General features: G+C 63.1%; 23 protein-coding genes. 14 read left to right on the top strand and 9 right to left on the bottom strand.

What is annotated here, in order from left to right:
- Positions 1–82 precede the first annotated feature (82 nt).
- The 3 genes from AC1RNA_RS05660 to AC1RNA_RS05650 all read left to right on the top strand — a co-directional run bounded on the left by AC1RNA_RS05660 (position 83) and on the right by AC1RNA_RS05650 (position 2700).
- Complete coding sequence (locus tag AC1RNA_RS05660; RefSeq protein ID WP_009338023.1) at positions 83–598, top strand: Lrp/AsnC family transcriptional regulator; 516 nt, start codon at positions 83–85, stop codon at positions 596–598.
- Between the two features lie 168 nt (positions 599–766).
- Positions 767–1804, top strand: coding sequence for a YeiH family protein (locus AC1RNA_RS05655; protein ID WP_492950433.1), 1038 nt, complete (start codon positions 767–769; stop codon positions 1802–1804).
- 8 nt (positions 1805–1812) lie between these two features.
- The gene (locus tag AC1RNA_RS05650) at positions 1813–2700 is read left to right on the top strand and encodes a LysR family transcriptional regulator (protein ID WP_492950432.1); all 888 of its coding nucleotides are present in this window, start codon (positions 1813–1815) and stop codon (positions 2698–2700) included.
- A gap of 7 nt (positions 2701–2707) precedes the next feature.
- Here AC1RNA_RS05650 and AC1RNA_RS05645 read toward each other — a convergent pair whose 3' ends face one another.
- Complete coding sequence (locus tag AC1RNA_RS05645) at positions 2708–4207, bottom strand: phosphomannomutase/phosphoglucomutase (protein WP_492950431.1); 1500 nt, start codon at positions 4205–4207, stop codon at positions 2708–2710.
- Positions 4208–4347: 140 nt separating this feature from the next.
- On the opposite strand from AC1RNA_RS05645, the gene AC1RNA_RS05640 reads away from it, so the two are divergent.
- Complete coding sequence (locus tag AC1RNA_RS05640) at positions 4348–4950, top strand: DUF938 domain-containing protein (protein ID WP_492950430.1); 603 nt, start codon at positions 4348–4350, stop codon at positions 4948–4950.
- A 10-nt stretch (positions 4951–4960) separates the two neighbouring features.
- On the opposite strand, the gene AC1RNA_RS05635 is transcribed toward AC1RNA_RS05640, so the two are convergent.
- From AC1RNA_RS05635 to AC1RNA_RS05625, 3 genes are all read right to left on the bottom strand, one after another.
- Complete coding sequence (locus AC1RNA_RS05635; protein WP_492950429.1) at positions 4961–5491, bottom strand: TIGR02281 family clan AA aspartic protease; 531 nt, start codon at positions 5489–5491, stop codon at positions 4961–4963.
- Between the two features lie 177 nt (positions 5492–5668).
- Positions 5669–8143 (bottom strand): ATP-dependent helicase HrpB, encoded by a 2475-nt coding sequence (gene hrpB, locus AC1RNA_RS05630; protein ID WP_492950428.1) that lies wholly within the window; start codon positions 8141–8143, stop codon positions 5669–5671.
- Between the two features lie 33 nt (positions 8144–8176).
- On the bottom strand, positions 8177–9487 hold the full coding sequence (locus tag AC1RNA_RS05625; RefSeq protein ID WP_009338035.1) for a UDP-glucose dehydrogenase family protein: 1311 nt from the start codon (positions 9485–9487) through the stop codon (positions 8177–8179).
- 181 nt (positions 9488–9668) lie between these two features.
- On the opposite strand from AC1RNA_RS05625, the gene AC1RNA_RS05620 reads away from it, so the two are divergent.
- A complete protein-coding gene (locus AC1RNA_RS05620; protein ID WP_009338037.1) occupies positions 9669–10730 on the top strand; it encodes an acyltransferase family protein in 1062 nt (353 codons plus the stop codon).
- Between the two features lie 6 nt (positions 10731–10736).
- On the opposite strand, the gene AC1RNA_RS05615 is transcribed toward AC1RNA_RS05620, so the two are convergent.
- Positions 10737–11330 (bottom strand): hypothetical protein, encoded by a 594-nt coding sequence (locus AC1RNA_RS05615; protein WP_492951180.1) that lies wholly within the window; start codon positions 11328–11330, stop codon positions 10737–10739.
- A 127-nt stretch (positions 11331–11457) separates the two neighbouring features.
- Between AC1RNA_RS05615 and polA the strand changes: the two genes are divergently transcribed.
- The 4 genes from polA (at position 11458) to AC1RNA_RS05595 (ending at position 17527) form a co-directional block, all read left to right on the top strand.
- The gene (gene polA / locus AC1RNA_RS05610; protein ID WP_492950427.1) at positions 11458–14484 is read left to right on the top strand and encodes a DNA polymerase I; all 3027 of its coding nucleotides are present in this window, start codon (positions 11458–11460) and stop codon (positions 14482–14484) included.
- A 117-nt stretch (positions 14485–14601) separates the two neighbouring features.
- Positions 14602–15162: an orotate phosphoribosyltransferase gene (pyrE, locus tag AC1RNA_RS05605; protein WP_009338042.1), complete on the top strand. Its 561-nt coding sequence runs from the start codon at positions 14602–14604 to the stop codon at positions 15160–15162.
- 31 nt (positions 15163–15193) lie between these two features.
- A complete protein-coding gene (locus AC1RNA_RS05600; RefSeq protein WP_009338044.1) occupies positions 15194–16606 on the top strand; it encodes a sodium:proton antiporter in 1413 nt (470 codons plus the stop codon).
- Positions 16607–16726: 120 nt separating this feature from the next.
- Positions 16727–17527 (top strand): DUF2865 domain-containing protein, encoded by an 801-nt coding sequence (locus AC1RNA_RS05595; RefSeq protein WP_009338046.1) that lies wholly within the window; start codon positions 16727–16729, stop codon positions 17525–17527.
- 21 nt (positions 17528–17548) lie between these two features.
- Here the strand turns inward: AC1RNA_RS05595 and AC1RNA_RS05590 are convergent, their stop codons facing one another.
- Both AC1RNA_RS05590 and AC1RNA_RS05585 read right to left on the bottom strand, forming a co-directional pair.
- Complete coding sequence (locus AC1RNA_RS05590; RefSeq protein ID WP_009338048.1) at positions 17549–17992, bottom strand: YbgA family protein; 444 nt, start codon at positions 17990–17992, stop codon at positions 17549–17551.
- Positions 17993–18149: 157 nt separating this feature from the next.
- Positions 18150–18851, bottom strand: coding sequence for a winged helix-turn-helix transcriptional regulator (locus AC1RNA_RS05585; RefSeq protein WP_009338050.1), 702 nt, complete (start codon positions 18849–18851; stop codon positions 18150–18152).
- Positions 18852–19025: 174 nt separating this feature from the next.
- Between AC1RNA_RS05585 and AC1RNA_RS05580 the strand changes: the two genes are divergently transcribed.
- A complete protein-coding gene (locus AC1RNA_RS05580) occupies positions 19026–19247 on the top strand; it encodes a tautomerase family protein (protein ID WP_009338052.1) in 222 nt (73 codons plus the stop codon).
- Positions 19248–19307: 60 nt separating this feature from the next.
- Here the strand turns inward: AC1RNA_RS05580 and AC1RNA_RS05575 are convergent, their stop codons facing one another.
- A complete protein-coding gene (locus AC1RNA_RS05575; protein ID WP_009338054.1) occupies positions 19308–20924 on the bottom strand; it encodes a phosphoenolpyruvate carboxykinase in 1617 nt (538 codons plus the stop codon).
- A gap of 159 nt (positions 20925–21083) precedes the next feature.
- Positions 21084–21821: a HugZ family pyridoxamine 5'-phosphate oxidase gene (locus AC1RNA_RS05570; protein WP_009338056.1), complete on the bottom strand. Its 738-nt coding sequence runs from the start codon at positions 21819–21821 to the stop codon at positions 21084–21086.
- A gap of 223 nt (positions 21822–22044) precedes the next feature.
- On the opposite strand from AC1RNA_RS05570, the gene AC1RNA_RS05565 reads away from it, so the two are divergent.
- From AC1RNA_RS05565 to AC1RNA_RS05550, 4 genes are all read left to right on the top strand, one after another.
- On the top strand, positions 22045–22749 hold the full coding sequence (locus AC1RNA_RS05565; RefSeq protein ID WP_009338058.1) for a response regulator transcription factor: 705 nt from the start codon (positions 22045–22047) through the stop codon (positions 22747–22749).
- Between the two features lie 74 nt (positions 22750–22823).
- Positions 22824–24656, top strand: coding sequence for a sensor histidine kinase (locus AC1RNA_RS05560; protein WP_009338059.1), 1833 nt, complete (start codon positions 22824–22826; stop codon positions 24654–24656).
- On the top strand, positions 24653–25096 hold the full coding sequence (locus AC1RNA_RS05555) for an HPr kinase/phosphorylase (RefSeq protein ID WP_009338062.1): 444 nt from the start codon (positions 24653–24655) through the stop codon (positions 25094–25096). Before AC1RNA_RS05560 ends, AC1RNA_RS05555 begins: the two co-directional genes overlap by 4 nt.
- Before the next feature lie 211 nt (positions 25097–25307).
- Positions 25308–25709: a PTS sugar transporter subunit IIA gene (locus AC1RNA_RS05550; RefSeq protein ID WP_002718288.1), complete on the top strand. Its 402-nt coding sequence runs from the start codon at positions 25308–25310 to the stop codon at positions 25707–25709.
- Positions 25710–25711: the final 2 nt, after the last annotated feature.

Here is a 25711-nt window from a genome sequence, read left to right as displayed (position 1 = left end):
ATATTCCGGAATCCGGACTTGCGGTTAGAATATTCTTCTATATGATATTGGCATACTTCCTCTCAATAGAAGAATGTTTCCAATGTCAGACGCCGACCTCGCACCTGCCGTGCTCGACGCCCCGCGTCGGCTCGATGCCATCGACCGCAAGATCCTGACTGTGCTGCAAGATGACGCCTCCCTTTCGGTTGCCGAAATCGGCGACCGCGTCGGCCTGTCGTCGACGCCCTGCTGGAAGCGAATCCAGCGGCTGGAGGCTGAAGGCATTATCCTGCGCCGCGTCGCTCTGGTCGATCAGAACAAGATCGGCCTCGGCATCACCGTGTTCGTCTCGGTGGAGAGCGGCGACCATTCCGATGCCTGGCTGAAGAAATTCGCCAATGCCGTGAGTGCCATGCCCGAGGTCATGGAATTCTACCGGATGGCGGGCGATGTCGATTACATGCTGCGCGTCGTCGTCGCCGACATGCAGAACTACGATGTCTTCTACAAAAAGCTCATCAGCGCCGTGGCGCTGAAGAACGTCACCTCGCGGTTTGCGATGGAAAAGATCAAATCGGTGACAGCCCTGCCGGTGCCGGCCCTGAATCCCGCCTGACGTCTGCCTGTTATTTTGTTCTGCCCAACGCGCCGCCTCGACAGCGGCGCGTTTGCTTTTGCACGACCGATAATTTGATCGTTTTTATCGATTGGATATACATATATAATGCGTTTGAACGATTGATCGCTATTTGCGATCAGTGGCCGCATTCAAGGAGTTCGGCCAATGTCTACCATCACTTACACCGCCGCGGACCAGGATCAGGCCCGCTCCAAAGCTCACTTTCAGATTACAGGCATCTGGCCCGGCCTGTTCCTGACGACCTTGGTCGCCTGCGCCTCCTACGGCGTGCACCTGCTGCCCGTCGTCTCGACCTTCAGCCCGCTGATCCTCGCGATCCTGCTCGGCATGATCTTTCACAACGTCGTCGGCACGCCTGCCAGCGCCAAGCCCGGCGTCACCTTTTCGCTGCGGCGGATTCTGCGGTTCGCAATCATTATGCTCGGCCTGCAACTCACCGCGATGCAGATCGGCGAGGTCGGCGCGACCGGCATCGCCATCATTGCCGTAACGCTGGCCGCGACCTTCCTGTTCACCGGCTGGTTCGGCCGCGTGATGGGCATCGACCCCAAGCTCGCCCAGCTCATCGGCGCGGGCACCTCGGTCTGCGGCGCATCCGCCGTGATCGCGACCAACACTGTGACCGACGCCCATGACGAGGACGTCGCCTACGCGGTCGCCTGTGTCACCGTGTTCGGATCGATCGCGATGTTCGCCTACCCGACGCTTGGCACCCTGCTTCATCTCGATCCGCGCGCCTACGGCTTGTGGGCGGGCTCCTCGATCCATGAGATCGCTCAGGTGGTCGCGGCAGCCTTCCAGGAAGGACGTCAGGCCGGCGAGTTCGGCACCATCGCCAAGCTGTCCCGCGTGATGCTGCTGGCGCCGCTGGTGATCGCGCTCGGCGTCGCCGCAGCCAGCCGCCGCAGCGGCACCTCCAGCGCCCGCGCGCCGATGCCCTGGTTCGTGCTCGGCTTCATCGCGATGATCGCGCTCAACAGCGTCGTCACCATTCCGCCCGAGACAAAGTCGGTGATCATCTCCGTCACCACCTTCCTGCTCACCATGGCGCTGGCCGCGATGGGACTCGAAACCGACATCGCCAAACTCTATGCTAAAGGACTTCGCCCGCTGGCCGTCGGCGCAGTCGCCTCGGTCTTCATCTCAGTGCTCAGCCTGACGCTGATCAAGTTGACGTCGTAAGGTAACGGATGACGCTGGAGCAGCTTCGGATCTTCGTTGCGGTTGCGGAGCAGGAGCACATGACCCGTGCCGCCGGCGTTCTCAATCTCACCCAATCGGCGACAAGTGCTGCCATCGCAGCCCTTGAGGATCGTTATGCGATCAAACTGTTCGACCGGATCGGCCGCAGTATCAGGCTGACCGATGCCGGGCGGCAATTCGTCATCGAGGCCCGCGCGGTGCTGGCGCGCGCCGCCGCCGCCGAAGCCGTCCTCACCGATCTCACCGGCCTCGCCCGCGGCTCGCTCGCGCTCGCGGCGAGCCAGACGGTCGGCAATTACTGGCTGCCGCCGCTGATCCACCGTTTCCACCAGCGCTATCCCGGCATCAACGTAACGCTGAAGATTGGCAACACCGAACAGGTCACGGCATGGGTGCACAGCGGGCTCGCCGATCTCGGCTTCATCGAAGGCGACATCGAAGATAGCGGACTGTCGATCAGCAACGTCGCGAATGACGAGCTTGTACTGGTCGTCGCCGCCACGCATCCTTGGGCGGCAATGACGAAGCCCACAGCCGCGCATCTTAAGGACGGAAAATGGGTCGTTCGCGAGCCAGGCTCCGGCACCCGCCACGTACTCGAGACGGTTCTCTCCGGACTCGGCATCGCCCGCAACGAGATCTCCATCGCGCTCGAACTGCCGTCGAATGAATCGGTGCGCGCCGCCGTTGTCGCGGGCGCGGGCGCCACCATCATCTCGCGCATCGTGGTCGCGAACCTTTTGACCTCCGGCGCGCTGGTCGAACTGAAAATCCCGATGCCCTCGCGGCGCTTCTTCCTGCTGCGCCACAAGGAGCATCACGTCACGCAGGCCGAGCGCGAGCTTGAGAAGCTGATCACCGACACGCCGCAGTAAGTGACAATCAAATCTTCTGGTTGTACTCGCCGACTTCCGGATGGGTGCGCAGCACGGAATCCATCGCCTCAAACATGTCGCGCATACGCTGTTCGGACACCGGGCTTTCGACCACGACGACAAGCTCGGGCTTGTTCGATGACGCCCGCACCAGACCCCAGCTTCCGTCCTCGCAAGTGACCCGCACGCCGTTGACGGTGACGAGGTCGCGGATCGGCTGACCGGCGACCTTCTCGCCCTTCGCCTGCGCCGCTTCGAAATGCTTCACCACATCGGCGACGATGCCGTACTTGGCTTCGTCCGCACAGTGCGGCGACATCGTCGGCGACGACCATGTTTTCGGCAGCGCGTTCTTCAAGTCGGACATCTTCTTGTTGCCTGCGCGGTCGAGCATCTCGCAGATCGCGATCGCTGACACCAGGCCATCGTCATACCCGCGCCCGACCGGCGGGTTAAAAAAGAAATGGCCGGACTTCTCGAAGCCCGCCAGCGCGCCGAGTTCGTGCGTGCGCCGCTTCATGTAGGAATGGCCGGTCTTCCAGTAGGTCGCATGGACGCCCTGCTTCTGCAGCACCGGATCGGTCACGAACAAGCCGGTCGATTTTACGTCCACCACAAACTGCGCGTTCTTGTGAACTGCCGACATGTCGCGCGCGAGCATCACGCCGACCTTGTCGGCGAAGATTTCCTCGCCGGTGTCGTCCACCACGCCGCAGCGGTCGCCGTCGCCGTCAAAACCCAGGCCCACATCAGCCTTGTTGGCGAGCACCGCGTCGCGGATCGCGTGCAGCATCTCCAGGTCTTCGGGATTGGGATTGTATTTCGGGAAGGTGTGGTCGAGTTCGGTGTCGAGCGGAATGACGTCGATGCCGAGCTTTTCCAGCACCTGCGGCGCGAACGCGCCCGCGGTGCCGTTGCCGCAGGCCACCACCGCGCGGATGCGGCGCCCGAACGGCTTGCGGTTGGTGAGATCGGCGATGTAGCGCGCCGGGAAATTCTCGTGGAATTGGTAGCCGCCCGCAGGCTTCAGCTTGAACGCGGCGCCCAGCACGATCTCCTTAAGCCGCGTCATCTCGTCGGGGCCGAAAGTGAGCGGACGGTTGGCGCCCATCTTCACACCGGTCCAACCATTGTCGTTGTGCGAGGCCGTGACCATCGCGACGCACGGCACGTCGAGATCGAACTGCGCGAAATAGGCCATCGGCGTCACCGCGAGGCCGATGTCGTGCACCTTGCAGCCCGCAGCCAGCAGGCCCGAGATCAGCGCGTATTTGATCGAGGCCGAGTAGCCGCGGAAATCGTGCCCAACCACGATCTCCTGTTTCACGCCCATCTCGCCGATCATGGTGCCGAGCCCCATGCCGAGCGCCTGGATGCCCATCAGATTGATCTCTTTGCCGAACAGCCAGCGCGCGTCATATTCGCGGAAGCCGGTGGCCTTCACCATCGGCTCGGACTCGTAGGCATAGGTGTTGGGCTTCAGCTCGGCTTTCGGCTTCGGAAACATGAAAAAGGCCTCGTGGAAGGAACGGGGACAAGCCATAGCGAGCGCGACGGCCTGAGAAAAGGCGGGACGTAGCTTTTAGCAATGAATTGCGGCAGTTTGGCAGCCATACTCCGAACAGATGTCTAGCGGATTTTTCTGATATGACCAGCCATCGCCTGCAATACCCCGCCACCCAACGCAACCGCGACGCCATCCTTGAGGTGCTGCGTGGCGTGTTGCCGCCTTCGGGGCTGGTGCTGGAGATCGCGAGCGGCTCGGGCGAGCATATCGTGCACTTTGCGAACGCGATGCCCGGCCTGACGTTCCAGCCCTCCGACCCGGAAGATGCCGCGCGCCTCAGCATCGCGGCATGGACCGCAGAGACCGGCCTTTCCAACATCCGTCCGCCGCTTGCCATCGACGTGCGGCGCGAGCCGTGGCCGATCGCGCAGGCCGACGCGATGCTGTGCATCAACATGATCCACATTTCGCCATGGGAGGCGACGCAGGCGCTGATGCGCAACGCCGGGCGCATTCTCTCAAAAGGCGCTCCGCTTTATCTCTATGGGGCTTACCGGCAGAAGGACGTCGTGACTGCGGACAGCAACGAAGCGTTCGATGCCGATCTGAAATCGCGTAACCCGCAATGGGGACTTCGCCAACTCGACGATGTTGCGGCGCTGGCACGCGAGGCAGGATTTTCAGGACCGGCGGTAACGCCGATGCCGGCCAACAATCTCAGCGTGGTGTTTCGGCGGATGTAAGCAGGCGCGATTACTGCTCCAGCACCAGATTGCCGCTGCTGTATTCGAACCGCTTGAGCTTCGACAGATACGCCATGCCGAGCAGGTTCTGCTGCAGCGCGCCTTCGGGCATGACCAGCGCATCGACATCGCGCACCACCACGCCGCCGATATCGATGCGGCCGATGCGAGCGCGTGCGGCCTTCGCCGGACCGTTCGCGGTGTTCACGCTGGTGGTGTAGTCGCTGAGAAACGGGCGGATGCCGATCCGCTCCGCATCTTTCTGCGTCAGCGCGATCACGGTCGCGCCGGTATCGACCAGAAAATCGAGATCGCGGCCATCGACCCGCGCCTCGGTCCGGAAATGTCCGCTGCGGTCGGAGCGCAGCGATACCCGGCGCGACCCGCTCGATGCTTCCGGCATCGCGGCATAGGCATTCATCGCCTTCGACGACTGGCTATCGGCCTTCGCCGGCAGCGGAAGATCCAGCCGCTCGGCAACCTTGGCCATATAGCTGCCGGAGGCGGCCATGATGACCGCAACGATCAGGACAGTACGCATTCGCCAACGCCTGCTTTCTCAAAACCATGGCCCGCCGAAATCCGCTTCACACCGATCAGGGCACGCCGACTCCCGGCCAGGAGGCGTTAACAAAAATGCCCTTCCCGGCAGGCACCGGTCCTGTTTCGGGCAATAGGGTAAGCAAAGTCTTAATTTTGGGGCCGGTACTCGCCCCTTTCAGGTTCCGCGCGGCTTCACCCGGCGCGTCGGTTCCGCCGAGGCCGGATCTTCCGGCCAGGGGTGGCGCGGATAACGGCCGCGCAGGTCAGCCCGCACGGCGGCATAGGAGCCGCGCCAGAACCCCGGCAGATCGCGGGTCACCTGCACCGGCCGGTGCGCGGGCGACAGCAGTTCGACCACCAGCGGCAGCCTTCCGTTCGCGATCGAAGGGTGGACATTCAGGCCGAATAATTCCTGCAGCCGGACGGCAATGGTCGGCCCCTGCTCGGCTTCATAATCAATCGGCAATGACGTGCCGGTCGGCGCGGTGAAATGGGTCGGCGCCTCGCGCTCCAGCCGGGCGCGCTTGTCCCATGGCAACAACCCCATCACCGCATCCGACAGATCGCCCGGAGAGATATCGGACAGCGAGATCTTATCCATCAGTGCAGGCACGAGCCATTCTCTGCGGCTCGCGGCGAGAGCAGTATCCGACAGATCCGGCCACTCGTCGGGCGACGTGGCGCGCAGGAACATGACGCGATCGCGCCATTGCTTCAGTGGCTTCGACCATGGCAGGCGGTCAAAGCCTGCTGCGGCGAGCCCATCCGCGAGAATTTGCGCGGTCTGTTCAGATGTCGCCACCGGCAGGTTCTGTTCCGACAGCGTGATCGCGTGCAACCGCTTGCGCCGCCGCGCGCGCAACGCCATCGCGGATTTGTCGAAGCTCGTTTCATCCTCAATCGTGATGTGACCGGCAAAGCGCGTTTCGAGCTCGTCCTGCGTGACGGGTGCTGCGAGCAAGATGCGCCCGCTGGCGGCGGTGCCGGTGAGTTCGGCAACCGCAATATAGGGCGCTTTCGCCAGCGCCGAGGCCGGATCGACATTGGCGCCGCGCCCGTTCGCCAGCGTGAAGCTCGCCTTGCCGCGATTGCGCGCGACGCGATCCGGGAAAGCGAGCGCGAGGATCGCGCCGGTCGACAGCCCTTCCGCCGTGTCGTTGACCGCTGCCGCGCTCTCCTTCACCTGCGCGATCCATCGCTGCGCCAGTTGCCGTGCGCTTTGCGCGCGCGGCGAGCGGTCGCGTGCGAAATTCTCCAGCCGCGCATCGAGATCGACGCTGTCGCCGCCGAGCCCGCGCTCGGTCAGGATCGCGGCGATCCGCGCCGCCTCTTCCCCAGCGCCATGACGATGTGCGTCGACGATCATGCGCGCGAGGCGCGGCGGCAGCGCCAGTGCGCGCAGCGCCTGCCCTTCCACAGTGATGCGGCCATCGGCATCCAGCGCATCGAGTTCGCGCAACAGCGTGGACGCTTCCTTGAGCACGACCGGCGGCGGAGAATCGAGAAATGCCAGCGTTGCTGGATCAGCCACGCCCCAATGCGCGAGATCGAGCACCAGCGAGGACAGATCGGCGGACAGGATTTCAGGACGCGTGAACGCTTCAAAGGATGACGTCTGCGGCTCGTCCCACAGCCGATAGCAAATACCGGGCTCGGTTCGCCCTGCACGGCCGCGGCGCTGATCGACCGCCGCGCGCGAAGCCCGCACGGTCTCCAGCCGCGTCAGGGCGATGTCGGGCTCGTAACGCGGCACGCGCGCGAGGCCGGAATCGACCACGATCCGCACGCCTTCGATGGTGAGCGAGGTTTCCGCGATCGAGGTCGCGAGCACCACCTTGCGCATGCCTTTCGGCGAAGGCGCAATCGCGCGATCCTGTACGGCGGCATCGAGCGCGCCGAACAGCGGCACTATCTCCACATTCGGATCGCTGACACGTTCGGCAAGAAAAGTCTGCGTCCGGCGAATTTCGGCAGCGCCCGGCAGGAACGCGAGCACGGAGCCGGTATCCGCGCGCAACGCGGACGCAATTGCATCCGCCATCTGCCGCTCGATCTGCTGGTCGGGCTTGCGGCCGAGATAGCGCGTCTCGACAGGATAAGCGCGGCCTTCGCTTTCCACCACCGGCGCATCGCCCAAAAGTTTCGCGACCCGCGCGCCATCGAGCGTCGCCGACATCACCAGAATGCGCAAATCCTCACGCAACCCGCTTTGCGCGTCGCGCGCCAGCGCCAGCCCGAGATCGGCATCAAGCGAGCGTTCGTGAAATTCATCGAACAGCACGGCCGCGACGCCTTTGAGTTCGGGATCGTCGAGAATCTGGCGGGTGAAGATGCCCTCGGTCACCACCTCGATCTGCGTCTTGCGCGAGATTTTGGAACCGAAGCGCACGCGATAGCCGACGCTGTCGCCGACCTTCTCGCCCAGCGTCTGCGCCATCCGTTCGGCGGCAGCGCGCGCGGCAATGCGGCGCGGCTCCAGCACGATGATCTTGCCCGCGCCCACCCATGGCGCATCGCGCAGCGCCAGCGGCACCCGCGTGGTCTTGCCCGCGCCGGGCGGCGCAACCAGCACGGCGGTGTTGCCGCGCGAGAGCGTCTCACCCAGTTCGCTGAGAACCGCATCAATGGGAAGGGGCGTGGTGAATTTCATTGCGTCATCAGCGCCGTCCCCGCGCGGACAGTTTCAAATCGTCCCGCGTCCGACGCTCTCATAAATGAAGCCGAGCGCCTTCATCTCGTCGCGGCGATAGATATTGCGCAGATCGACGATTACCGGATGCGCCATCTCCTCTTTCAGCCGCACCAGATCGAGCGCACGGAACTGTACCCATTCGGTGACGATCACCAGCGCATCCGCGCCCTTGGCGCAGTCGTAAGGATCGACGGCATAGGCAATGTCCGGCAGATCGTGCTTCGCCAGTTCCATGCCGATCGGATCGTAAGCCCGCACATGGGCGCCAAGATCGAGCAGGCCCGTGATCAGCGGAATCGACGGCGCCTCGCGCATGTCGTCGGTTTCCGGCTTGAAGGTGAGGCCGAGCACAGCCACCGTCTTGCCGCGCAGGCTGCCGCCCGCCGCCGCCGCAACCTTGCGCGCCATCGCGCGCTTGCGGTTGTCGTTCACCGCAAGCACCGCCTCGACGATGCGCAGCGGCACATCGTGATCGAGCGCGGTCTTCACCAGCGCGCGGGTATCTTTCGGAAAGCACGAGCCGCCGAAGCCCGGCCCCGCATTGAGAAACTTCGAGCCGATACGATTATCGAGGCCGATGCCGCGCGCGACCTCCTGCACGTCCGCGCCGACCTTCTCCGACAGATCAGCGATCTCGTTGATGAAGGTGATCTTGGTCGCGAGAAACGCGTTCGCGGCGTATTTGATCAACTCGGCGGTGCGCCGCGCGGTGTACATGATCGGCGCCTGATTGAGATAAAGCGGCCGGTAGACCTCGCCCATCACCTTGCGCGCACGTTCTTCATCGGCACCGACCACGATGCGATCCGGATGCTTGAAGTCGCGGATCGCAGCCCCCTCACGGAGGAATTCCGGATTCGAAGCCACCGCCACATCCGCGTTCGGATTGGTTTCACGGATGATGCGCTCGACCTCGTCGCCGGTGCCCACCGGCACGGTCGATTTCGTGACGACAACGGTGAAGCCCTTCAGCGCGGCTGCGATCTCGCGTGCGGCTGCATGGACGTAGCTCAGATCGGCGTGCCCATCGCCGCGCCGCGACGGCGTGCCGACCGCAATGAACACCGCATCCGCTTCGCCGACGGGTCCCGCAAGGTCGGTCTGGAAATCGAGGCGGCCCGCCTTCACCGACGCCTCGACAAGCTGGTCGAGGCCGGGCTCGAAGATCGGCATCTCGCCGCGATGAAGGGCCGCGATCTTGGCGGCGTCGGTATCGACGCAGGTCACGCGATGGCCGAAATCGGCGAAACAGGCCCCCGAAACAAGCCCGACATAGCCCGTCCCGATCATCGTTATCCGCATTGCTCAACCCGCCTCATGGTTAACGCCCGCCTGCCGAATTCCATTGCCTCTTAGCGGTTTTGGTAACGAGAGAAAACCCATACCGCAGGCCTTAGGAGCAATCCGGCATGACATTTGAATGAATAAACCGGAATGAAACCGGCGGCGCCGAATGTGCCGTCAGTATACCGGACATGGGACAATGGTGAGCAAAAACGAGACACAAGCCACACCTCGCGTGAATGCCGAGCGCGTCGACTGGGTCGATTACGCCAAAGGCATCTGTATCATCATGGTGGTGATGATGCATTCGACGCTCGGCGTGGAAGCGGCCACCGGCCAGACCGGCTTCATGCATCTGATCGTGGCCTTTGCGAAGCCCTTCCGCATGCCGGACTTCTTCCTGATCTCGGGCCTGTTCCTGCCGCTCGTCATCAACCGCGACTGGCGCACCTATCTCGACCGCAAGGTGGTGCATTTCTTCTACTTCTACCTGCTCTGGACCGCGATCCAGTTCGGCTTCAAGGCGCCGCATTTCGCTGCCGAAGGTGGAAGCTGGTCGCATGTCGGCGTGATGTATCTGGAAACCTTCATCGACCCGTTCGGCACGCTCTGGTTCATCTATCTCCTGCCGATCTTCTTCGTCGTCACCAAGGCGACGCTGCGTGTGCCGGCCTGGGCGATCTGGATTATCGCCGCGCTGCTGGAGTCCTCGCACCTCAATACCGGCTGGACCACGATCGACGAATTCGCCTCGCGCTTCGTCTATTTCTACACAGGCTACCTGTTCTCGAAGCATGTGTTCGCTCTCGCGGAAGCCGTACGTCGCAATCCAAGACTCGCGCTCGCGGGGATCGGCGTCTGGGCGCTGACGGATGCCGGCCTCGTCTATGTCGGCATGAGCGAATGGCCGGTAATTTCGCTGGCCCTCGGCATCGCCGGCGCATGCGCCATCATCACCATCGCCACGCTGCTCGCCCGCATGAACTGGATCGATGCGATCCGTTACTGCGGCGAACATTCGATCGTGATCTACCTCGCCTTCTTCCTGCCGATGGCATCGACCCGCACGCTGCTGCTGAAAACGCATCTCATTACGGACATCGGGTGGATCTCGTTGATCGTCACCGCCGTCGGCGTGACCGGTTCGCTCTTGATCTGGTGGACGCTGCGCAACACGCGGCTCGGCTTCCTGTTCACGCGACCGGCGACGTTCTGGATCGCACCGCCGAAACAGCGGGCTGCACTCCAGCCGGCGGAATAGCCTGCTCTAACGCAGCATCTCAGGCGTCACGCCATTCTTCATCTCGGAGACCCGCTCGCGGTAGGCATCGGCGTCACCAAAATCGGCAAAGCCCACATAGTGCGGATGCGGGCCAAGTACGCGACGGGCATGCTTGATCGGGCACCAGTAAATTTCGGTGCGCGAAGCCACCTCGCGAATGAATGCGATAGCCTGATTGAAATATGAGCAATAGGCGCAATTTATCTTCTCGATGATGTTGAGATAAGCGAGGTGATGACGGTCGAACACCAGATAGTCGCTGCGGCGCACTTTCGGGATTCCATAAATCGGAAAGCAGACCGCCTGATAGACCATCACGAAGATGTCGAGAATGATCACCGGGACGATCAGCGAATAGATCACCGGCGCGGTCAGCATCACCAGCAGATTGGCCTCAAACAGATAACGCAGCGCATGGGTCTTCATCGCGCGATGAAAATTCAGAACTTCCTGCCCGAAAACGACACGTCGATTATGCAGTTCATAACGGAAGGCTTCGCGCCGTCGCGTCAATTCCGCTTCGATGTCGGCCTCGGCCGCCCGAAGTTTATCGAACAACTCAGACAATTGCGCATCCATCATGGCCTCCTTCGCGGCCGGCGCCACGGCATGCCCGCCTTGGAAAATGCCCGCCAAGACTATTTCCCCGGCATTTCCGGGTAGCGTGTCTCCGGTTCAGGGTGATATTGCCTAGGTTCCCTCCTATATGAGCGCCATGGCAAAGTCCTCCGCAAAATCCACAACTCCGCAGGCGCGCACGCCCGCCGGGGTGAAACCTCCCGGCAAGGGCGACCATGTCTTTCTGGTCGACGGCTCGGGCTACATATTCCGCGCCTATCACGCGCTGCCACCCTTGAACCGCAAGTCGGACGGATTGCAGGTCAACGCCGTGCTCGGCTTCTGCAACATGCTGTGGAAGCTGATGCGCGACATGCCGCCGGACAATCGGCCGACGCATCTCGCCATCGTGTTCGACAAGTCCGAAGTCACGTTCCGTAACAAGATCTATCCCGAATACAAGGCGCATCGCCCGCCCGCGCCGGACGATCTCATTCCGCAATTCGCGCTGATCCGCGAAGCCGTGCGCGCCTTCGACCTGCCGTGCCTCGAGCAGGGCGGCTTCGAGGCAGACGATCTGATCGCCACTTATGTGCGGCAAGCCTGCGAACGCGGCGCGACCGCCACCATTGTCTCCTCGGACAAGGACTTGATGCAACTGGTGACCGATTGCGTCACCATGTACGACACCATGAAGGACCGCCGCCTCGGCATTCCCGAGGTGATCGAGAAATTCGGTGTGCCGCCGGAGAAGGTTGTTGAAGTGCAGGCGCTGGCGGGCGATTCCGTCGACAACGTGCCGGGCGTTCCGGGCATCGGCATCAAGACCGCCGCCCAGCTCATCACCGAGTATGGCGACCTCGAAACGCTTCTGCAGCGCGCGGGCGAAATCAAGCAACCGAAGCGGCGCGAGTCACTGATCGAACATGCCGCTAAGGCGCGCATCTCCCGCGAACTCGTGCTGCTCGATAATAATGTGAAACTCGACGTGCCGCTCGACGAATTGGCGGTGCACGAGCCGGACTCGCGCAAGCTGATCGCGTTCCTCAAGGCGATGGAATTTTCCACACTGACGCGGCGCGTGGCCGAATACGCCCAGATCGACGCCGCCGATGTCAGTCCCGACGAACATCTGAAAAGCCCGCTTGCAACAGTCGTCGGTCAGGATTCGCCGCAAACCCTGCCGCTCGGCGGCGAGCCGGATGCGCGGGCCAAAGGTACATCCGCGACGTCCGCGACCAGCGCAGGCGCGGCACCCGCGACGGCGCATTCGCCGCAGGCGCTGGCGGCAGTCCGCATCGAAAAGGCCGCAACGGGAAAGATCGACCGCGGCAAGTATCAAACCATCCGCACGCTCGACGAACTCAACGCCTGGATCACGCGCGCGCACGATCTCGGCCATGTCGCGATCGACATCAAGGCGACCTCGATCGATCCGATGCAGGCCGACATCTGCGGCATCGCGCTGGCTCTGACGCCCAATGAAGCCTGCTACATTCCGCTTGGACACAAGAAATCCGGCGGCGGCGAGGATCTGTTCGCCAGCGGCCTCGCGGAAGGACAGATCGAGGCGGCTAAGGCCTTCGATGTGCTTCGCAAGCTGATGGAATCCGAGGCCGTGCTGAAATCCGGCCTCGACATCAAATTCATCTCGGTCATGCTGGCGCAACACAAGATCACGCTGCGCACGACCGACGACGTGCAATTGATGTCCTACGCGCTCGACGCCGGGCGCGGCGCGCACGACATCGAATCGCTAGCCCAGAAATGGCTCGCCCATGCGGCGATCAAGCATGGCGACGTCATCGGCAGCGGCCGTAACAAGCTGTCGCTCGATCAGGTAACGATCGAACGCGCCACCGAATACGGCGCCGAGACCGCCGACATCATCATCCGGCTGTGGCTCCTGATGAAAGCGCGGCTGATTTCCGAACGCATGAACAACGTCTATGAATCGCTGGAGCGGCCTTTGATCGGCGTGCTGGCGCGCATGGAACGACGCGGCATCATGATCGACAGGCAGGTTCTCTCACGCCTGTCAGGCGATTTCGCACAAACAGCCTCCCGGCTTGAAGACGAAATCCGCAAGATCGCGGGCGAGGACATCAACCCCGGCAGCCCGAAACAACTCGGCGATGTGATCTTCGGCAAGATGGGCCTGCCCGGCGGCCAGAAGACCAAGACCGGCGCATGGTCGACATCCGCCTCGATCCTTGAAGACCTCGCCGAGGAAGGTCACGTCTTCCCGCGCAAGATTCTCGACTGGCGGCAGGTATCGAAACTGAAATCGACCTACACCGACGCGCTGCCAAACTACGTCAATCCGCAGACGCAGCGCGTTCACACCACCTACGCGCTCGCCGCCACCACGACGGGGCGGCTGTCGTCGAACGAGCCGAACCTGCAGAACATCCCGGTGCGCACCGAGGACGGCCGCAAGATTCGACGCGCGTTTATTGCCGAAAAAGGCCACAAGCTGGTCTCTGCCGACTATTCGCAGATCGAATTGCGGCTGCTCGCGGAGATCGCCGACATTCCGGTGCTGAAGCAGGCCTTCCACGACAAGCTCGACATTCATGCCATGACGGCGTCGGAAATGTTCGGCGTGCCGGTGAAGGACATGCCCGCCGAAGTGCGCCGCCGCGCCAAGGCGATCAATTTCGGCATCATCTACGGCATCTCGGCATTCGGCCTCGCCAACCAACTCGGCATTCCGCGCGAGGAGGCCGGTGCCTACATCAAGAAATATTTCGAGCGCTTCCCCGGCATCCGCGCCTACATGGATGCGACGCGCGATTTCTGCCGCGAGCACGGCTATGTCGAGACCCTGTTCGGACGCAAGTGCCACTATCCGGACATCAAGGCGTCGAACGCCTCGCTGCGTGCGTTCAACGAACGTGCCGCGATCAACGCACGCCTGCAGGGTACCGCCGCCGACATTATCCGCCGCGCCATGATCCGGATGGAGGACGCGCTCGCGGAGAAGAAGCTCGCCGCACGGATGCTTTTGCAGGTGCACGACGAACTGGTGTTCGAAGTACCGGACAGCGAGGTGGGCGATACGATTCCCGTCATCCAGGAGGTGATGGAGAACGCAGCGTTCCCGGCTGCCCGGTTGTCGGTGCCGCTGCATGTCGATGCCCGCGCGGCCCATAACTGGGACGAGGCGCACTAGCTGATCTCCGGTGGCTGCGCCGTAATTTCGCAGTGAACGCCTGCGATCTGTGCTGGCTTCACTGCCGGGGTCTGGCTAAGAAGTTCGGGCGTTTCATTCCTTTCAGCGAGTCCGTCCGTGTCCACACCTTCCCGCGCCCGCCTGGCCGACATCATCCGCACCCGCTCGTTCGGGCGCGGCGAGATCACCCTCGCCTCGGGCCGCAAGAGCGATTTCTATTTCAACCTCAAGCCGACCATGCTCGACCCGGAAGGCGCGACGCTGCTGGCGGAACTGTCGTACGACGCCATCAAGGACGAGAAGATCGATTACATCGGCGGGCTCGAGATGGGGGCGGTGCCGCTTGCCGGCGCCATCGCGCAGCTCTCGTGGATGAAGGGCAATCCGATCGCGGCCTTCTTCGTCCGCAAGAAGCCGAAGGAGCATGGCGCACGGCTCGCAGTCGAAGGCCTCGCCAAGGGCGAAAGCCTCAAGGGCAAACGCATCGTCATTGTCGAGGACGTCACCACCACCGGCGGCTCCGCCATCAAGGCCATTGAAGCGGTGAAGGACGCCGGCGGCGATGTGGTGATGGTGCTAACCATGGTGGACCGCGAGGAAGGCGCGAGCGAGAACTTCAAAGAAGCCGGTCTTACGCTGCGCGCGCTCTATACTGCGACAGAGTTTCTTCGTCCTTGAACAATCGGTGCGCGATGCTAGGTTCGCGCCGATGACATCGCTCCGCCGCCTTTCCCTTGTCCTGCTTGCGCTTTGCCTGCCCTCTCCGGCTTTCGCCGCCGAGGGCCTGAACGGCGCGAGCCTTTCGCTGTGGTGGGGCCTGCCGTTCGTCGGCATCCTTCTGTCCATCGCCACCGGACCCGTGCTCTATCCCCATCTGTGGGAGCATCATTTCGGAAAGTTCACCGCGTTCTGGTCGGCGCTGATCGTGATCGCGCTGCTGGCGACCACCGACATCGCGACCGTCACCGGCGCGCTCGCGCACACCGCCTTCCTCGAGTACATCCCGTTCATCCTGCTGCTGCTGGCCTTGTTCACGGTCGCGGGCGGTATCTATCTCGAGGGCAACCTGCACGACAGCGTCTTCACCAACACGGTGATGCTCGCGTTCGGCGCGCTGATCGCGAGCGTCGTCGGCACCACGGGCGCGGCAATGATCCTGATCCGCCCCCTGATCCGCGCCAACGACGACCGCCGCTATAATGCCCATGTCGTGGTGTTCTTCATCTTCCTCGTCGCCAATATCGGCGGCGCGCTGTCGCCGCTCGGCGATCCGCCGCTGTTCATCGGCTTTCTCAAGGGCGTCGATTTCTTCTGGACCACGCAGCATCTGTGGCTGGAGACGCTGACCACGGCGGCCATCGTACTGGCGGTGTTCTGCGCACTCGACCTTTATTTCCATCATCGCGAAGGCCGCTTCGCGCGCGTCTCCGACCCGACGCCGGACAAACCGCTCAAGCTGCATGGCAAAGCCAACCTGCTGCTGCTCGTTCTCATCATCGCGGCGATTTTGATGAGCGCCAAATGGAAGCCCGGCATCGCCTTCCATGTCGCGGGCGTCGATCTGCAATTGCAGGATCTGTTGCGCGATCTGGTGTTCCTGCTGGTGGCGATCGCCTCTGTGCGCATCACGGCGAAGGACGTACGCACCGCCAACGGCTTTTCTTGGGGACCGATCAAGGAAGTCGCGATCCTGTTCGCGGGCATCTTCATCTGCATCGTCCCGGTGATGGCGATGCTGCAGGCCGGCTCGCATGGCCCGTTCGCGAACCTGCTGACGCTGGTGAGCAAGGCAGACGGCTCGGGCAACCCGGCCGCCTATTTCTGGCTGACGGGCGCGCTGTCGTCCTTCCTCGACAACGCGCCGACCTATCTGGTGTTCTTCCAGCTTGCCGGCGGCGACCCGCACACGCTGATGACCGCGCAATCGGCGCTGCTCGCCGCGATTTCCTCCGGCGCGGTGTACATGGGCGCCAACACCTATATCGGCAACGCGCCGAACTTCATGGTCTACGCCATCGCCCGCGAGAACGGCGTCAAAATGCCGAGCTTCTTCGGCTACATGGCCTGGTCTTCGCTCGTGCTGTTGCCGACCTTCCTGCTTGTCACCTGGATTTTCTTCTAGAGACCCGCGCAGGCTCCAACGCAGGCGTCTAAACGCTCCATTTACCATCCCGCGATAATGTTTTGACGCTGGCGCCGCAGGCGGCTGGCTGACATTCCCGTCGCGTCGGTGGAGTAAGCGTTGCGTTTGCGTTCCGCATTCAGGCCCGGTCACGCCGCGCTGCTGGCTTTATCCCTGCTGGCGCTCACGCCGCGTCCGGCTTCCGCAGGCTTCTTCGATTTCCTGTTCGGCGGCGACCGTGCGCCCCGCGCGGCGCAGCCCTCCTCGCCCACTCCGCAGACCGATTTCTTCGGCAATCCGATCGATCCGGGCCCGACAGCGGTCGCGCCCGTGAGCAGCGGACGTTCCGCGTCCTATTGCGTGCGCACCTGCGACGGGAAGTATTTCCCGCTGTCGTCGCACGCGGGCATGACACCAGCCCAGATGTGCCAGTCGTTCTGCCCGGCGAGCGCCACCAAGGTCTATTTCGGCGGCAATATCGACACCGCGCTCGGCCCGAACGGCGAACGCTATGCCGACCTGCCGCACGCCTTCGCCTACCGCAAGGCGCTGAAGGCGGACTGCACCTGCAACGGCCGCGATCCGGCGGGGCTTGCGCCGATCGATCTGTCGCTCGACACCACGCTGCGCCCCGGCGATATCGTCGCCACCACCGACGGTCTTGTCGCCTATAAAGGCGTCTCGCCGATCAATGGGCAGACCGCCGAATTCACGCCGGTCGCGAATTATCCGGGCCTGACGCCGGAACTGCGCGCCAAGCTCGGCGAGATGAAGGTCGCGCCGGTCCGGGTCGACGTCAGCGAGGTCGCGCCGAATTCAAGCGTCGAGATCACCGGCACGCTGCCGGCTGTCCAACCTGTGCATGCGAACGGGGCCGCGCCAAAGATCGCGATGCCGAAAACGCGCGCGGCGCTTTATTGAAGATCGCGGCGAAGCCGTTTCCTAGCGGCTGACGATGACACCGATCACGTTCGGCACCGAACGGAAACGATCTTCCCATTCGAGCCGTGCAGCCGTGCGGTTTTCCGGCGTCAGCAGGCCGCGCTTTTCCGCGAGAATCATCCAGCAATAACCCCACCAATCGGTGAGGATGCCCTCGTCGCCGAGCAGATCGTAACCGTGCTCGGCCGCGAACAGGCGTGCGCGATACTCGTCGAGCGTGTCGAGAAACTCGTGGTCCTCCACCGAGAGCATGTCGTCGGAAATATCCTCGATGGTGTAGCCCCACACCGACATGCAGACCGCGTTGAAGGCACGGTCGATCTGGTCGTCGTCGATCATCTGATGACGTGCGGCGGCATGCAGGCGTGTCAGTGTCCGCGCGAAATCGGCTATCCGGGTCATGGCGACGGCATTGAGCGCGGTATTGGACGCGATATCGGACATGGCACCCTCGAAACAAAGGGGCGCCTCCAGCGGCGCCCGGCGAATCACCATGCTACAGCAATCGTTAAAAATGTTCTATATTTGTTCTTTTCGCTAAAGGCCCGCAGGAGCGCCGGTTTTCGGCATCCGGGCGCATTCCGGGCGGCCTCCGGCGTGTTCAGGCCACGCGCTTCTCAACCTTGGCGAAGCTGCTCAACCCGAGCCAGGTCTCCAGACCGGCCTCGAGTTCACGGCTGCCCGTCACGACCAGTCTTTCATCGGACTTGGCCCGGGCGATGGTCGTGTAGCCCATCCAGATCTCCGTCATCGTGCGCAGGTCGGTGACGAGATAAAGATCGACCTCGAAGCCGGGATCAATCGAACACAAATCGACCTCGTCGCCAGGCCCGACAACCAGCCACCAGTTGCGCTTGCTCTCCACCAGGTCGGTCAGGATGACCTGGATCGTGTGACGCTGCTGCGGCGGCATCGACTTCGGCGCGATCCGGCGGCGGATGTCCCACATCAGAAGATTGGGATCGAGATTGTCGAGCGACGATTTCGTGCTCACCCAGCGATGCCCCCACACGCCGACATGCTCGATGATCGGCTTCAATTCTTCTCCGGCCGGTGTCAGCCGGTATTCGTAAAGGTCTGGACCGGCCGCCGATTTTGTCCGGGTGACGACGCCTGCGGCTTCAAGCTCCTTGAGTCGCTTCGACAACAACGCCGGAGACATCCGCGGCACGCCGCGGCGCAATTCGTTGAAGCGCGTCGATCCGCAAACGAGTTCGCGCAACACGATCAGCGTCCAGCGCGTGCACAGGATTTCGGATGCCATCGCGACAGGGCAGAACTGGTTATAGCTGCCTTCGGCCATCGATCCCTCCGCAGGTCATGGAAGGCCCGTGTTTTACGCCTCTCCAACCGCTGTCTCCAGTTCAGATTCTGTACCGGGGCGATTCAGTTCCTGAACTGGCCGGGCCGGCGGCGGCGTGGGAATGCAGCGACAGCGGCGAGATCGTCTCGCGGCAGGCAACGAAGGAACGTTCCAATGCCATTGGTCGATATTCAACTCATCGAAGGCGTGTTCGACACAAGCCAGAAGCAGGACATGATCCGCAAGGTCACGGATGCGATGGTGGCGATCGAAGGCGAAGCGATGCGCGGCGTCACATGGGTCCGCGTGCACGAGCTTCCGGGCGGCAACTGGGCCATCGGCGGCAAGAGCCTCTCTGCAGCCGACGTCAAGGGAATGCAGCGCAAGAGCGCATGACCCGCACAGGCCAATAAAAAAGGGCGGCTGCAAAGCCGCCCTTTCGTTGCAATGACATCCCTACTCCGCGGCCTGTTTGAACTCGGGCGCGGCGGCCAGCACGTCGGCATCGACGAGCTTTTCGAACTTGGCGAAGTTCTTCTGGAACATGCCGACCAGGCCCTGCGCCGTCTTCGCAAACTCGGCCTTGTCCTTCCATGTCGTGACGGGATCGAGGATGTCGGCCGGCACGCCGGGGAGTGACGTGGGGACCGCGAAGCCGAAATAAGGATCGGTACGGAACTTGGCGTCGCGCAGCGAGCCATCGAGTGCTGCAGTCAGAAGCGCCCGCGTCACCTTGATCGGCATGCGATGGCCGACGCCAAACTTGCCGCCGGTCCAGCCGGTGTTCACCAGCCAGCAGTCGACGTTGTGCTCGGCGATCAGCTCGCGCAGCATCTTGCCGTAGACGGTCGGGTCGCGCGGCAGGAACGGCGCGCCAAAGCAGGCGGAGAATTCCGGCTGCGGCTCAGAGCCCAGGCCCCGCTCGGTGCCCGCGACCTTGGCGGTGTAGCCCGACAGGAAGTGATACATCGCCTGCGACGGCGTGAGTTTCGCGATCGGCGGCAATACGCCGAAGGCGTCGGCGGCGAGCATCACGATATTTTTCGGTTGCCCGGCGCGGCCGGTCGGCGACGCATTCGGAATCGCGTCGAGCGGATAGGCCGAACGGGTGTTCTCGGTCTTGGAGCCGTCGTCGAAGTCCACGGCGCGAGTCGCGGGATCGACCGCGACGTTCTCCAGAATCGCGCCGAACCGCAGGCTGGCGTCGTAGATCGCAGGTTCCGCTTCACGCGAGAGGCGGATGGTCTTGGCGTAGCAGCCACCTTCGAAGTTGAACACGCCATCCGGCCCCCAGCCGTGCTCGTCGTCGCCGAGCAGCGTGCGCCCCGGGTCGGCGGAGAGCGTCGTCTTGCCGGTGCCGGACAGGCCGAAGAACACCGCCGCGTCGCCCTTGGGGCCGACATTCGCGGAGCAGTGCATCGGCATCACGCCCTGCTCGGGCAGATAGAAATTCAGCGTGGTGAACACCGACTTCTTCATCTCGCCCGCGTAATGGGTGCCGCCGATCAGCACGATCTTGCGGGTGAAGTCGATCGCCACCACCGTTTGCGAGCGCACGCCGTGACGCGCGGGATCGGCGCGGAAGCTCGGCAGGTCGATGATGGTGAGTTCGGGCACGAAGTCCGCGAGCGCCGCCGTCTCCGGCCTGCGCAGCATCGTGCGGATGAACAGCGAGTGCCAGGCAAGCTCGGTGTAGACGCGGGTCCTGATCTGGAATTTCGGATCGGCGCCGCCATAGAGATCCTGCGCGTAAAGCGTCATGCCCTCGGCATGCTTGATGAAGTCGGCGTGAAGTGTTGCGAACTGTTCCGGCGTGATCGACTGGTTGGTGCTCCACGACATCGTCGTGTCGGTGAGCGCATCGCGCACCGTGAACTTGTCCTTCGGGCTGCGGCCGGTGAACTCGCCGGTCTCCGCGCACAGCGCACCCTCTTGCGTCAGCTCCGCTTCATAGTTCTGCAACGCATGTTCGTAGAGGGCGGCCGTGCCGAGATTCCAATGCACGGCCTTGAGGTCTTTGAGACCGAACTTGTCGACGCCGAACGCGCCGTTATGTACGCCACTCTGCTCCACGGAATGTTCTCCCCTTGTGCCGCGCATTTTACGCAGTCGTTCATTTGCGGTCGTTCAACTTGATGGGCGACATTATCGCCTCGAAAACGGGCTGACGACGAACCCGCCTTTCGCCTTTAGTCGTGCCTAAAGCGTTGGCGGTAAATCAAGCGATTTCGATCAACCGGCCTTTGCACGCGCTTGCGCGGCCAACTCCTTCAGAACCATCCGCAGGACCTCGGGAGTGGTCACCCGCTTCGGGAACGCCAACCGCAAGTACCGCCCTTCCGAGGCGAGATCGAGGCCATCGGGATCGCAGGCCACGCAGTGCCAGTCGGCCGCCGGGGCGCCTGCGAGATGGACAGCGTACAAATTCATCGTATCGCGGTGATCGGTATTAAGATGCGTCACGATCGCCTCCTCCGCCGCCAGCAGGCTTCCCGCATCGTCGATCGCGGTCAGAAACCGGAACGGCGGCAGATCGACGATGCGGCCAAACCCCGCGACCAGATGCACGCCGGTGGGAAAGACCTTGAGAAAGGAGAAATCGGCGAAGCCGGCGAAATCCGCGGCCGAGGGGTGAAAAGCGAGGTACCGCCGCCTGATCCGGGGCAGATCGTCCGGCGCCGCCGCCCTAGCCTCGCCCGCCAGCATGATCCGCGCGCCCTCGAGCGGATCGCCCTCCCGGCGCTCGTCCAGCATCAGGGAGACACGGGAGTCCGAGGCGATATTTTTGGTATGCAGCGCCAGCGCCGACACCAGCAGGAGCGGCGCGCCATCGGCGTCCGGCGCCACGTTAACCAGCGAACAATAGGGGGCCCCGCTGTCCGCCATCAGCGTCGCCAGTGCGCCCTGGCGGCTGGATCGGAGCAAGTCGCGGACCATTCCGGCGGAATCGGACGATAACGACGGTTTCATGGTCCAGAACCTTTCTTGAAATTAAAGGACTTTTTCCGAGCAAAAGGTGGTTCTTTTCGTGGTTTCGCGCATTATATGAGTGAAATCAGGTTGATTTGCCGGGGGTGTGGAACCCGGTCACATTTCAGCCCAGCTTGCATTGCTCGTGGATTATCCCGATTGCCTTATTTTGCTCGGCATCAGGGTCTCAACCAGACGCATCAAAACGCTCGGAAACCAGACCATGCCAACAATCGCTCTCGTTGACGACGATCGCAACATTCTCACTTCTGTCTCGATCGCGCTGGAAGCCGAAGGCTACCGGATCATGACCTATACCGACGGCGCCTCCGCGCTGGACGGCTTCAAGACCAGCCCTCCGGACATGGCGATCCTCGATATCAAGATGCCACGCATGGACGGCATGGAGACGCTGCGGCGCCTGCGCCAGAAATCCGACCTGCCGGTGATCTTCCTCACCTCCAAGGACGAGGAGATCGACGAACTGTTCGGTCTCAAGATGGGTGCCGACGATTTCATCCGCAAACCGTTCTCCCAGCGCCTCCTGGTCGAGCGCGTGAAGGCGGTGCTGCGCCGCGCGGTGCCGAAGGACCCCACCGCCACGCAGAAGGAATTGGACGCCAAGGCGCTGGAGCGCGGCATGCTGCGCATGGACCCCGAGCGCCACACCTGCACCTGGAAGAACGAACCGGTGACGCTGACGGTCACCGAATTCCTGATCCTGCAGGCGCTGGCCCAGCGCCCCGGCGTCGTGAAAAGCCGCAACGCGCTGATGGACGCCGCCTATGACGATCAGGTCTATGTCGACGACCGCACCATCGACAGCCACATCAAGCGCCTGCGCAAGAAGTTCAAGGTCGTCGACGACGATTTTGAGATGATCGAAACGCTTTACGGCGTAGGCTATCGTTTCAAGGAAGCCGCCTGAGCGGCTGTCCACTTTGCAATCGAAGCTGACGGCGGGCTTCCTGACATCAAGGTGCCCGCCGCAACGATAGGCGAATGGGTTTACGATTGCTCGATCGCACGCAATCAGATCAATCGAAGACCACCGGCGGTGCTGAACCGGCCGACTTCGCGGCTGACGACACCGTTGAGGATTTCGCGCCCGCCGAGACTCGCGCCAAACCGCTCAGCGTGTTCCAGCGCGCCAGCCGCTATTTCCTTGCCCTGACATTCTCCAGCCTGACGCGGCGCATCGTCTCGCTCAATCTCGCGGGACTGATCGTGCTGGTGGTCGGCATTCTCTATCTGTCGCAATTCCGCGCCGGACTGATCGACGCGCGCGCGCAGAGCCTTCTGGTGCAGGCTGAAATCATTTCGGGCGCGATCGCCGCCTCCGCCACCGTCGAGACCAACGCCATCACCGTCGATCCGGATCGCCTCGGCGACCTCAAGACCGGCGAGAGCTATGGGCCGAACGACGAAACCCTGTCCGGCATGGACTTTCCGATCAACCCGGAACGCGTCGCCCCGGTGCTGCGCCGCCTGATCTCGCCGACCAAGACGCGCGCGCGCATCTACGACCGCGACGGCGTGCTGCTGCTCGACAGCCGCAGCCTGTACGGACGCGGCGACGTGCTGCGGTTCGAACTCCCCGCGCCATCCGACAGCAAGCCCGGCCTGTGGGAGCGCACGGTGATCGCCATCCGCACCTGGCTCAATCGCGGCGACCTGCCGCTGTATCGCGAGTTGGGGCCCGAGAACGGCAACGGCTACGGAGAGGTGCAGCAGGCGCTCGACGGCCAGAGCGCGAGCCGCGTGCGGATCAACGACCGCGGCGAGGTGATCGTGTCGGTCGCGGTGCCGGTACAGCGATTCCGCGCGGTGCGCGGCGCGCTGATGCTGTCGACACAGGGCGACGACATCGATGAAATGGTCACAGCCGAACGTCTTGCGATTTTGAAAGTGTTCGGCATCGCCGCCATTGTGATGATCGCGCTGTCGCTGCTGCTCGCCTCGACCATCGCAGGCCCGGTACGCCGCCTCGCCGACAGCGCCGAGCGCGTGCGACGGCGCATCAAGACCCGCGTCGAAATTCCCGACTTCTCCCAGCGGAGCGACGAGATCGGCCATCTGTCGCAGGCGCTGCGCGACATGACCGGCGCATTGTATAAACGCATCGACGACATCGAGCGGTTTGCCGCCGACGTCGCGCATGAGCTGAAAAATCCACTGACCTCGATGCGCTCGGCCGTCGAGACGCTGCCGCTGGCGCGATCCGACGACAGCCGTGGCCGCCTGCTCGCTGTGATCGAGCACGACGTGCGCCGCCTCGACCGCCTGATCTCGGATATCTCGGACGCAAGCCGCCTCGACGCCGAATTGCAGCGTCAGGATGCCGAGCCGGTCGACATTCGCCGCCTCTTGGAAACGCTGACCTCCGTCGCCAACGAGACGCAGCAGGGTCATGAGGTGAAGGTCGAAACCCGCTTCGAGGGCACGGCGTTCGATGCCTTCTCGGTGCCCGGCCACGATTCGCGCCTCGGCCAGGTGATCGCCAATCTCCTCGCCAACGCCCAGTCCTTCTCCAACCCCGGCAGCAAGGTCCGCGTCACCTGCCGCCGCCGCCGCGATCAGGTCGAGATCGTGATCGACGATGACGGTCCCGGCATTCGCCCCGGCGCGTTCGAGAAAATCTTCGAGCGCTTCTACACCGACCGGCCGCATCAGGGCTTCGGCCAGAACTCCGGATTGGGTCTGTCGATCTCGAAACAGATCATCGAGGCGCATGGCGGAAAGATCTGGGCCGAGAATCGTGCCGGTCCGTCCAATGCCGACGGCGACACGCGCGTCGCCGGCGCGCGCTTCGTGGTGCGGCTACCCGCGACATGACGCCGCCACCCGCCAGCGTTCACGCCTCCGCCGTTTGTGTCGGCGAACAGGCCATTCTCATTCGCGGCGCCTCCGGCACCGGCAAGTCGCGCCTCACGCTTGATCTCATTCTCGCGGGCCGCACCGGCGTCATCGCGGAGACGCTGCTGATCGGCGACGATCGCGTGCGTCTCGATACGCGAGACGGCCGTCTCTTCGCGCACGCCGTGCCGGAGCTTGAGGGCATGATCGAAATTCGCGGCCTTGGCATCCGCCGCTGCGCATTCGTCCCCGAGGCCGCAGTCGCGCTGGTGGTCGATCTGGCGGCCCCCGACGCAGTGCGGCTGCCCCCGCCCGAGCGGCTCAAAACCTTGATTTCAGGGGTCGAATTACCCCGGATTCCAGTCGCTGCTGGAAAAAACCCGTTGCCGCTGGTGCTTGGGTTCCTCACCACGAATTAACCTTCCGGTCATCTGGCCGCAGGGCTCATTCGGATTGCCGGAAGGGATTTGGTAACCATATAAATCCCACTATAACCTCCAGTTTAGCCGGCACGGCTCCCTGCGGTTTGAGCGGGGGCAATGCCATTGACCCTCTTGCGCCCAAGCGCGGGATGGTCAACATGTGGCCCTTTCGTGCGGTGCACCATAACGCACCCGCGAGGAGTCTTTGATGATAGGTCTGGTTCTGGTGACCCACGGGCGTCTCGCCGACGAGTTCAAGGCGGCGCTTGAGCATGTCATGGGTCCGCAAAAGCAAATCGAAACGATCACAATTGGCGCGGAAGACGATGCCGATTTGTGTCGCAGCGATATTATCGAAGCCGTCAAGCGCGCCGACAGCGGGCAAGGCGTTGCGATTCTCACCGACATGTTCGGCGGCACGCCCTCGAACCTCGCGATCTCCTGCATGAGCCGCCCGAAGGTGGAAGTGCTTGCGGGCATCAATCTGCCGATGCTGGTGAAGCTCGCCAAGGTGCGCGAGGAGAAGTCGCTGCCCGATGCGATCGCGGCCGCTCAGGAAGCCGGGCGCAAATACGTCACCATTGCCAGCCGCGTTCTGGCAGGAAAATAGGT

It is taken from the genome of Afipia sp. GW821-FHT14H12, from assembly GCF_058803465.1.
The sequence above is the reverse complement of the archived record's forward strand: the minus strand, read 5'-3'. Positions and strand labels throughout refer to the sequence as shown.

What these genes read in the sequence shown, in the direction of transcription:
- AC1RNA_RS05655 (WP_492950433.1), top strand. Translation starts at nt 767, where the DNA reads ATGTCTACCATCACTTACACCGCCGCGGACCAGGATCAGGCCCGCTCC.
- AC1RNA_RS05550 (WP_002718288.1), top strand. Translation starts at nt 25,308, where the DNA reads ATGATAGGTCTGGTTCTGGTGACCCACGGGCGTCTCGCCGACGAGTTC.
- AC1RNA_RS05600 (WP_009338044.1), top strand. Translation starts at nt 15,194, where the DNA reads ATGACATCGCTCCGCCGCCTTTCCCTTGTCCTGCTTGCGCTTTGCCTG.
- AC1RNA_RS05580 (WP_009338052.1), top strand. Translation starts at nt 19,026, where the DNA reads ATGCCATTGGTCGATATTCAACTCATCGAAGGCGTGTTCGACACAAGC.
- AC1RNA_RS05560 (WP_009338059.1), top strand. Translation starts at nt 22,824, where the DNA reads ATGGGTTTACGATTGCTCGATCGCACGCAATCAGATCAATCGAAGACC.
- AC1RNA_RS05590 (WP_009338048.1), bottom strand. Translation starts at nt 17,992, where the DNA reads ATGTCCGATATCGCGTCCAATACCGCGCTCAATGCCGTCGCCATGACC.
- AC1RNA_RS05635 (WP_492950429.1), bottom strand. Translation starts at nt 5,491, where the DNA reads ATGCGTACTGTCCTGATCGTTGCGGTCATCATGGCCGCCTCCGGCAGC.
- AC1RNA_RS05585 (WP_009338050.1), bottom strand. Translation starts at nt 18,851, where the DNA reads ATGGCCGAAGGCAGCTATAACCAGTTCTGCCCTGTCGCGATGGCATCC.
- AC1RNA_RS05570 (WP_009338056.1), bottom strand. Translation starts at nt 21,821, where the DNA reads ATGAAACCGTCGTTATCGTCCGATTCCGCCGGAATGGTCCGCGACTTG.
- AC1RNA_RS05650 (WP_492950432.1), top strand. Translation starts at nt 1,813, where the DNA reads ATGACGCTGGAGCAGCTTCGGATCTTCGTTGCGGTTGCGGAGCAGGAG.
- polA (WP_492950427.1), top strand. Translation starts at nt 11,458, where the DNA reads ATGAGCGCCATGGCAAAGTCCTCCGCAAAATCCACAACTCCGCAGGCG.
- AC1RNA_RS05660 (WP_009338023.1), top strand. Translation starts at nt 83, where the DNA reads ATGTCAGACGCCGACCTCGCACCTGCCGTGCTCGACGCCCCGCGTCGG.
- AC1RNA_RS05625 (WP_009338035.1), bottom strand. Translation starts at nt 9,487, where the DNA reads ATGCGGATAACGATGATCGGGACGGGCTATGTCGGGCTTGTTTCGGGG.
- AC1RNA_RS05620 (WP_009338037.1), top strand. Translation starts at nt 9,669, where the DNA reads ATGGTGAGCAAAAACGAGACACAAGCCACACCTCGCGTGAATGCCGAG.
- AC1RNA_RS05565 (WP_009338058.1), top strand. Translation starts at nt 22,045, where the DNA reads ATGCCAACAATCGCTCTCGTTGACGACGATCGCAACATTCTCACTTCT.
- AC1RNA_RS05640 (WP_492950430.1), top strand. Translation starts at nt 4,348, where the DNA reads ATGACCAGCCATCGCCTGCAATACCCCGCCACCCAACGCAACCGCGAC.
- AC1RNA_RS05645 (WP_492950431.1), bottom strand. Translation starts at nt 4,207, where the DNA reads ATGTTTCCGAAGCCGAAAGCCGAGCTGAAGCCCAACACCTATGCCTAC.
- AC1RNA_RS05555 (WP_009338062.1), top strand. Translation starts at nt 24,653, where the DNA reads ATGACGCCGCCACCCGCCAGCGTTCACGCCTCCGCCGTTTGTGTCGGC.
- AC1RNA_RS05615 (WP_492951180.1), bottom strand. Translation starts at nt 11,330, where the DNA reads ATGGATGCGCAATTGTCTGAGTTGTTCGATAAACTTCGGGCGGCCGAG.
- hrpB (WP_492950428.1), bottom strand. Translation starts at nt 8,143, where the DNA reads ATGAAATTCACCACGCCCCTTCCCATTGATGCGGTTCTCAGCGAACTG.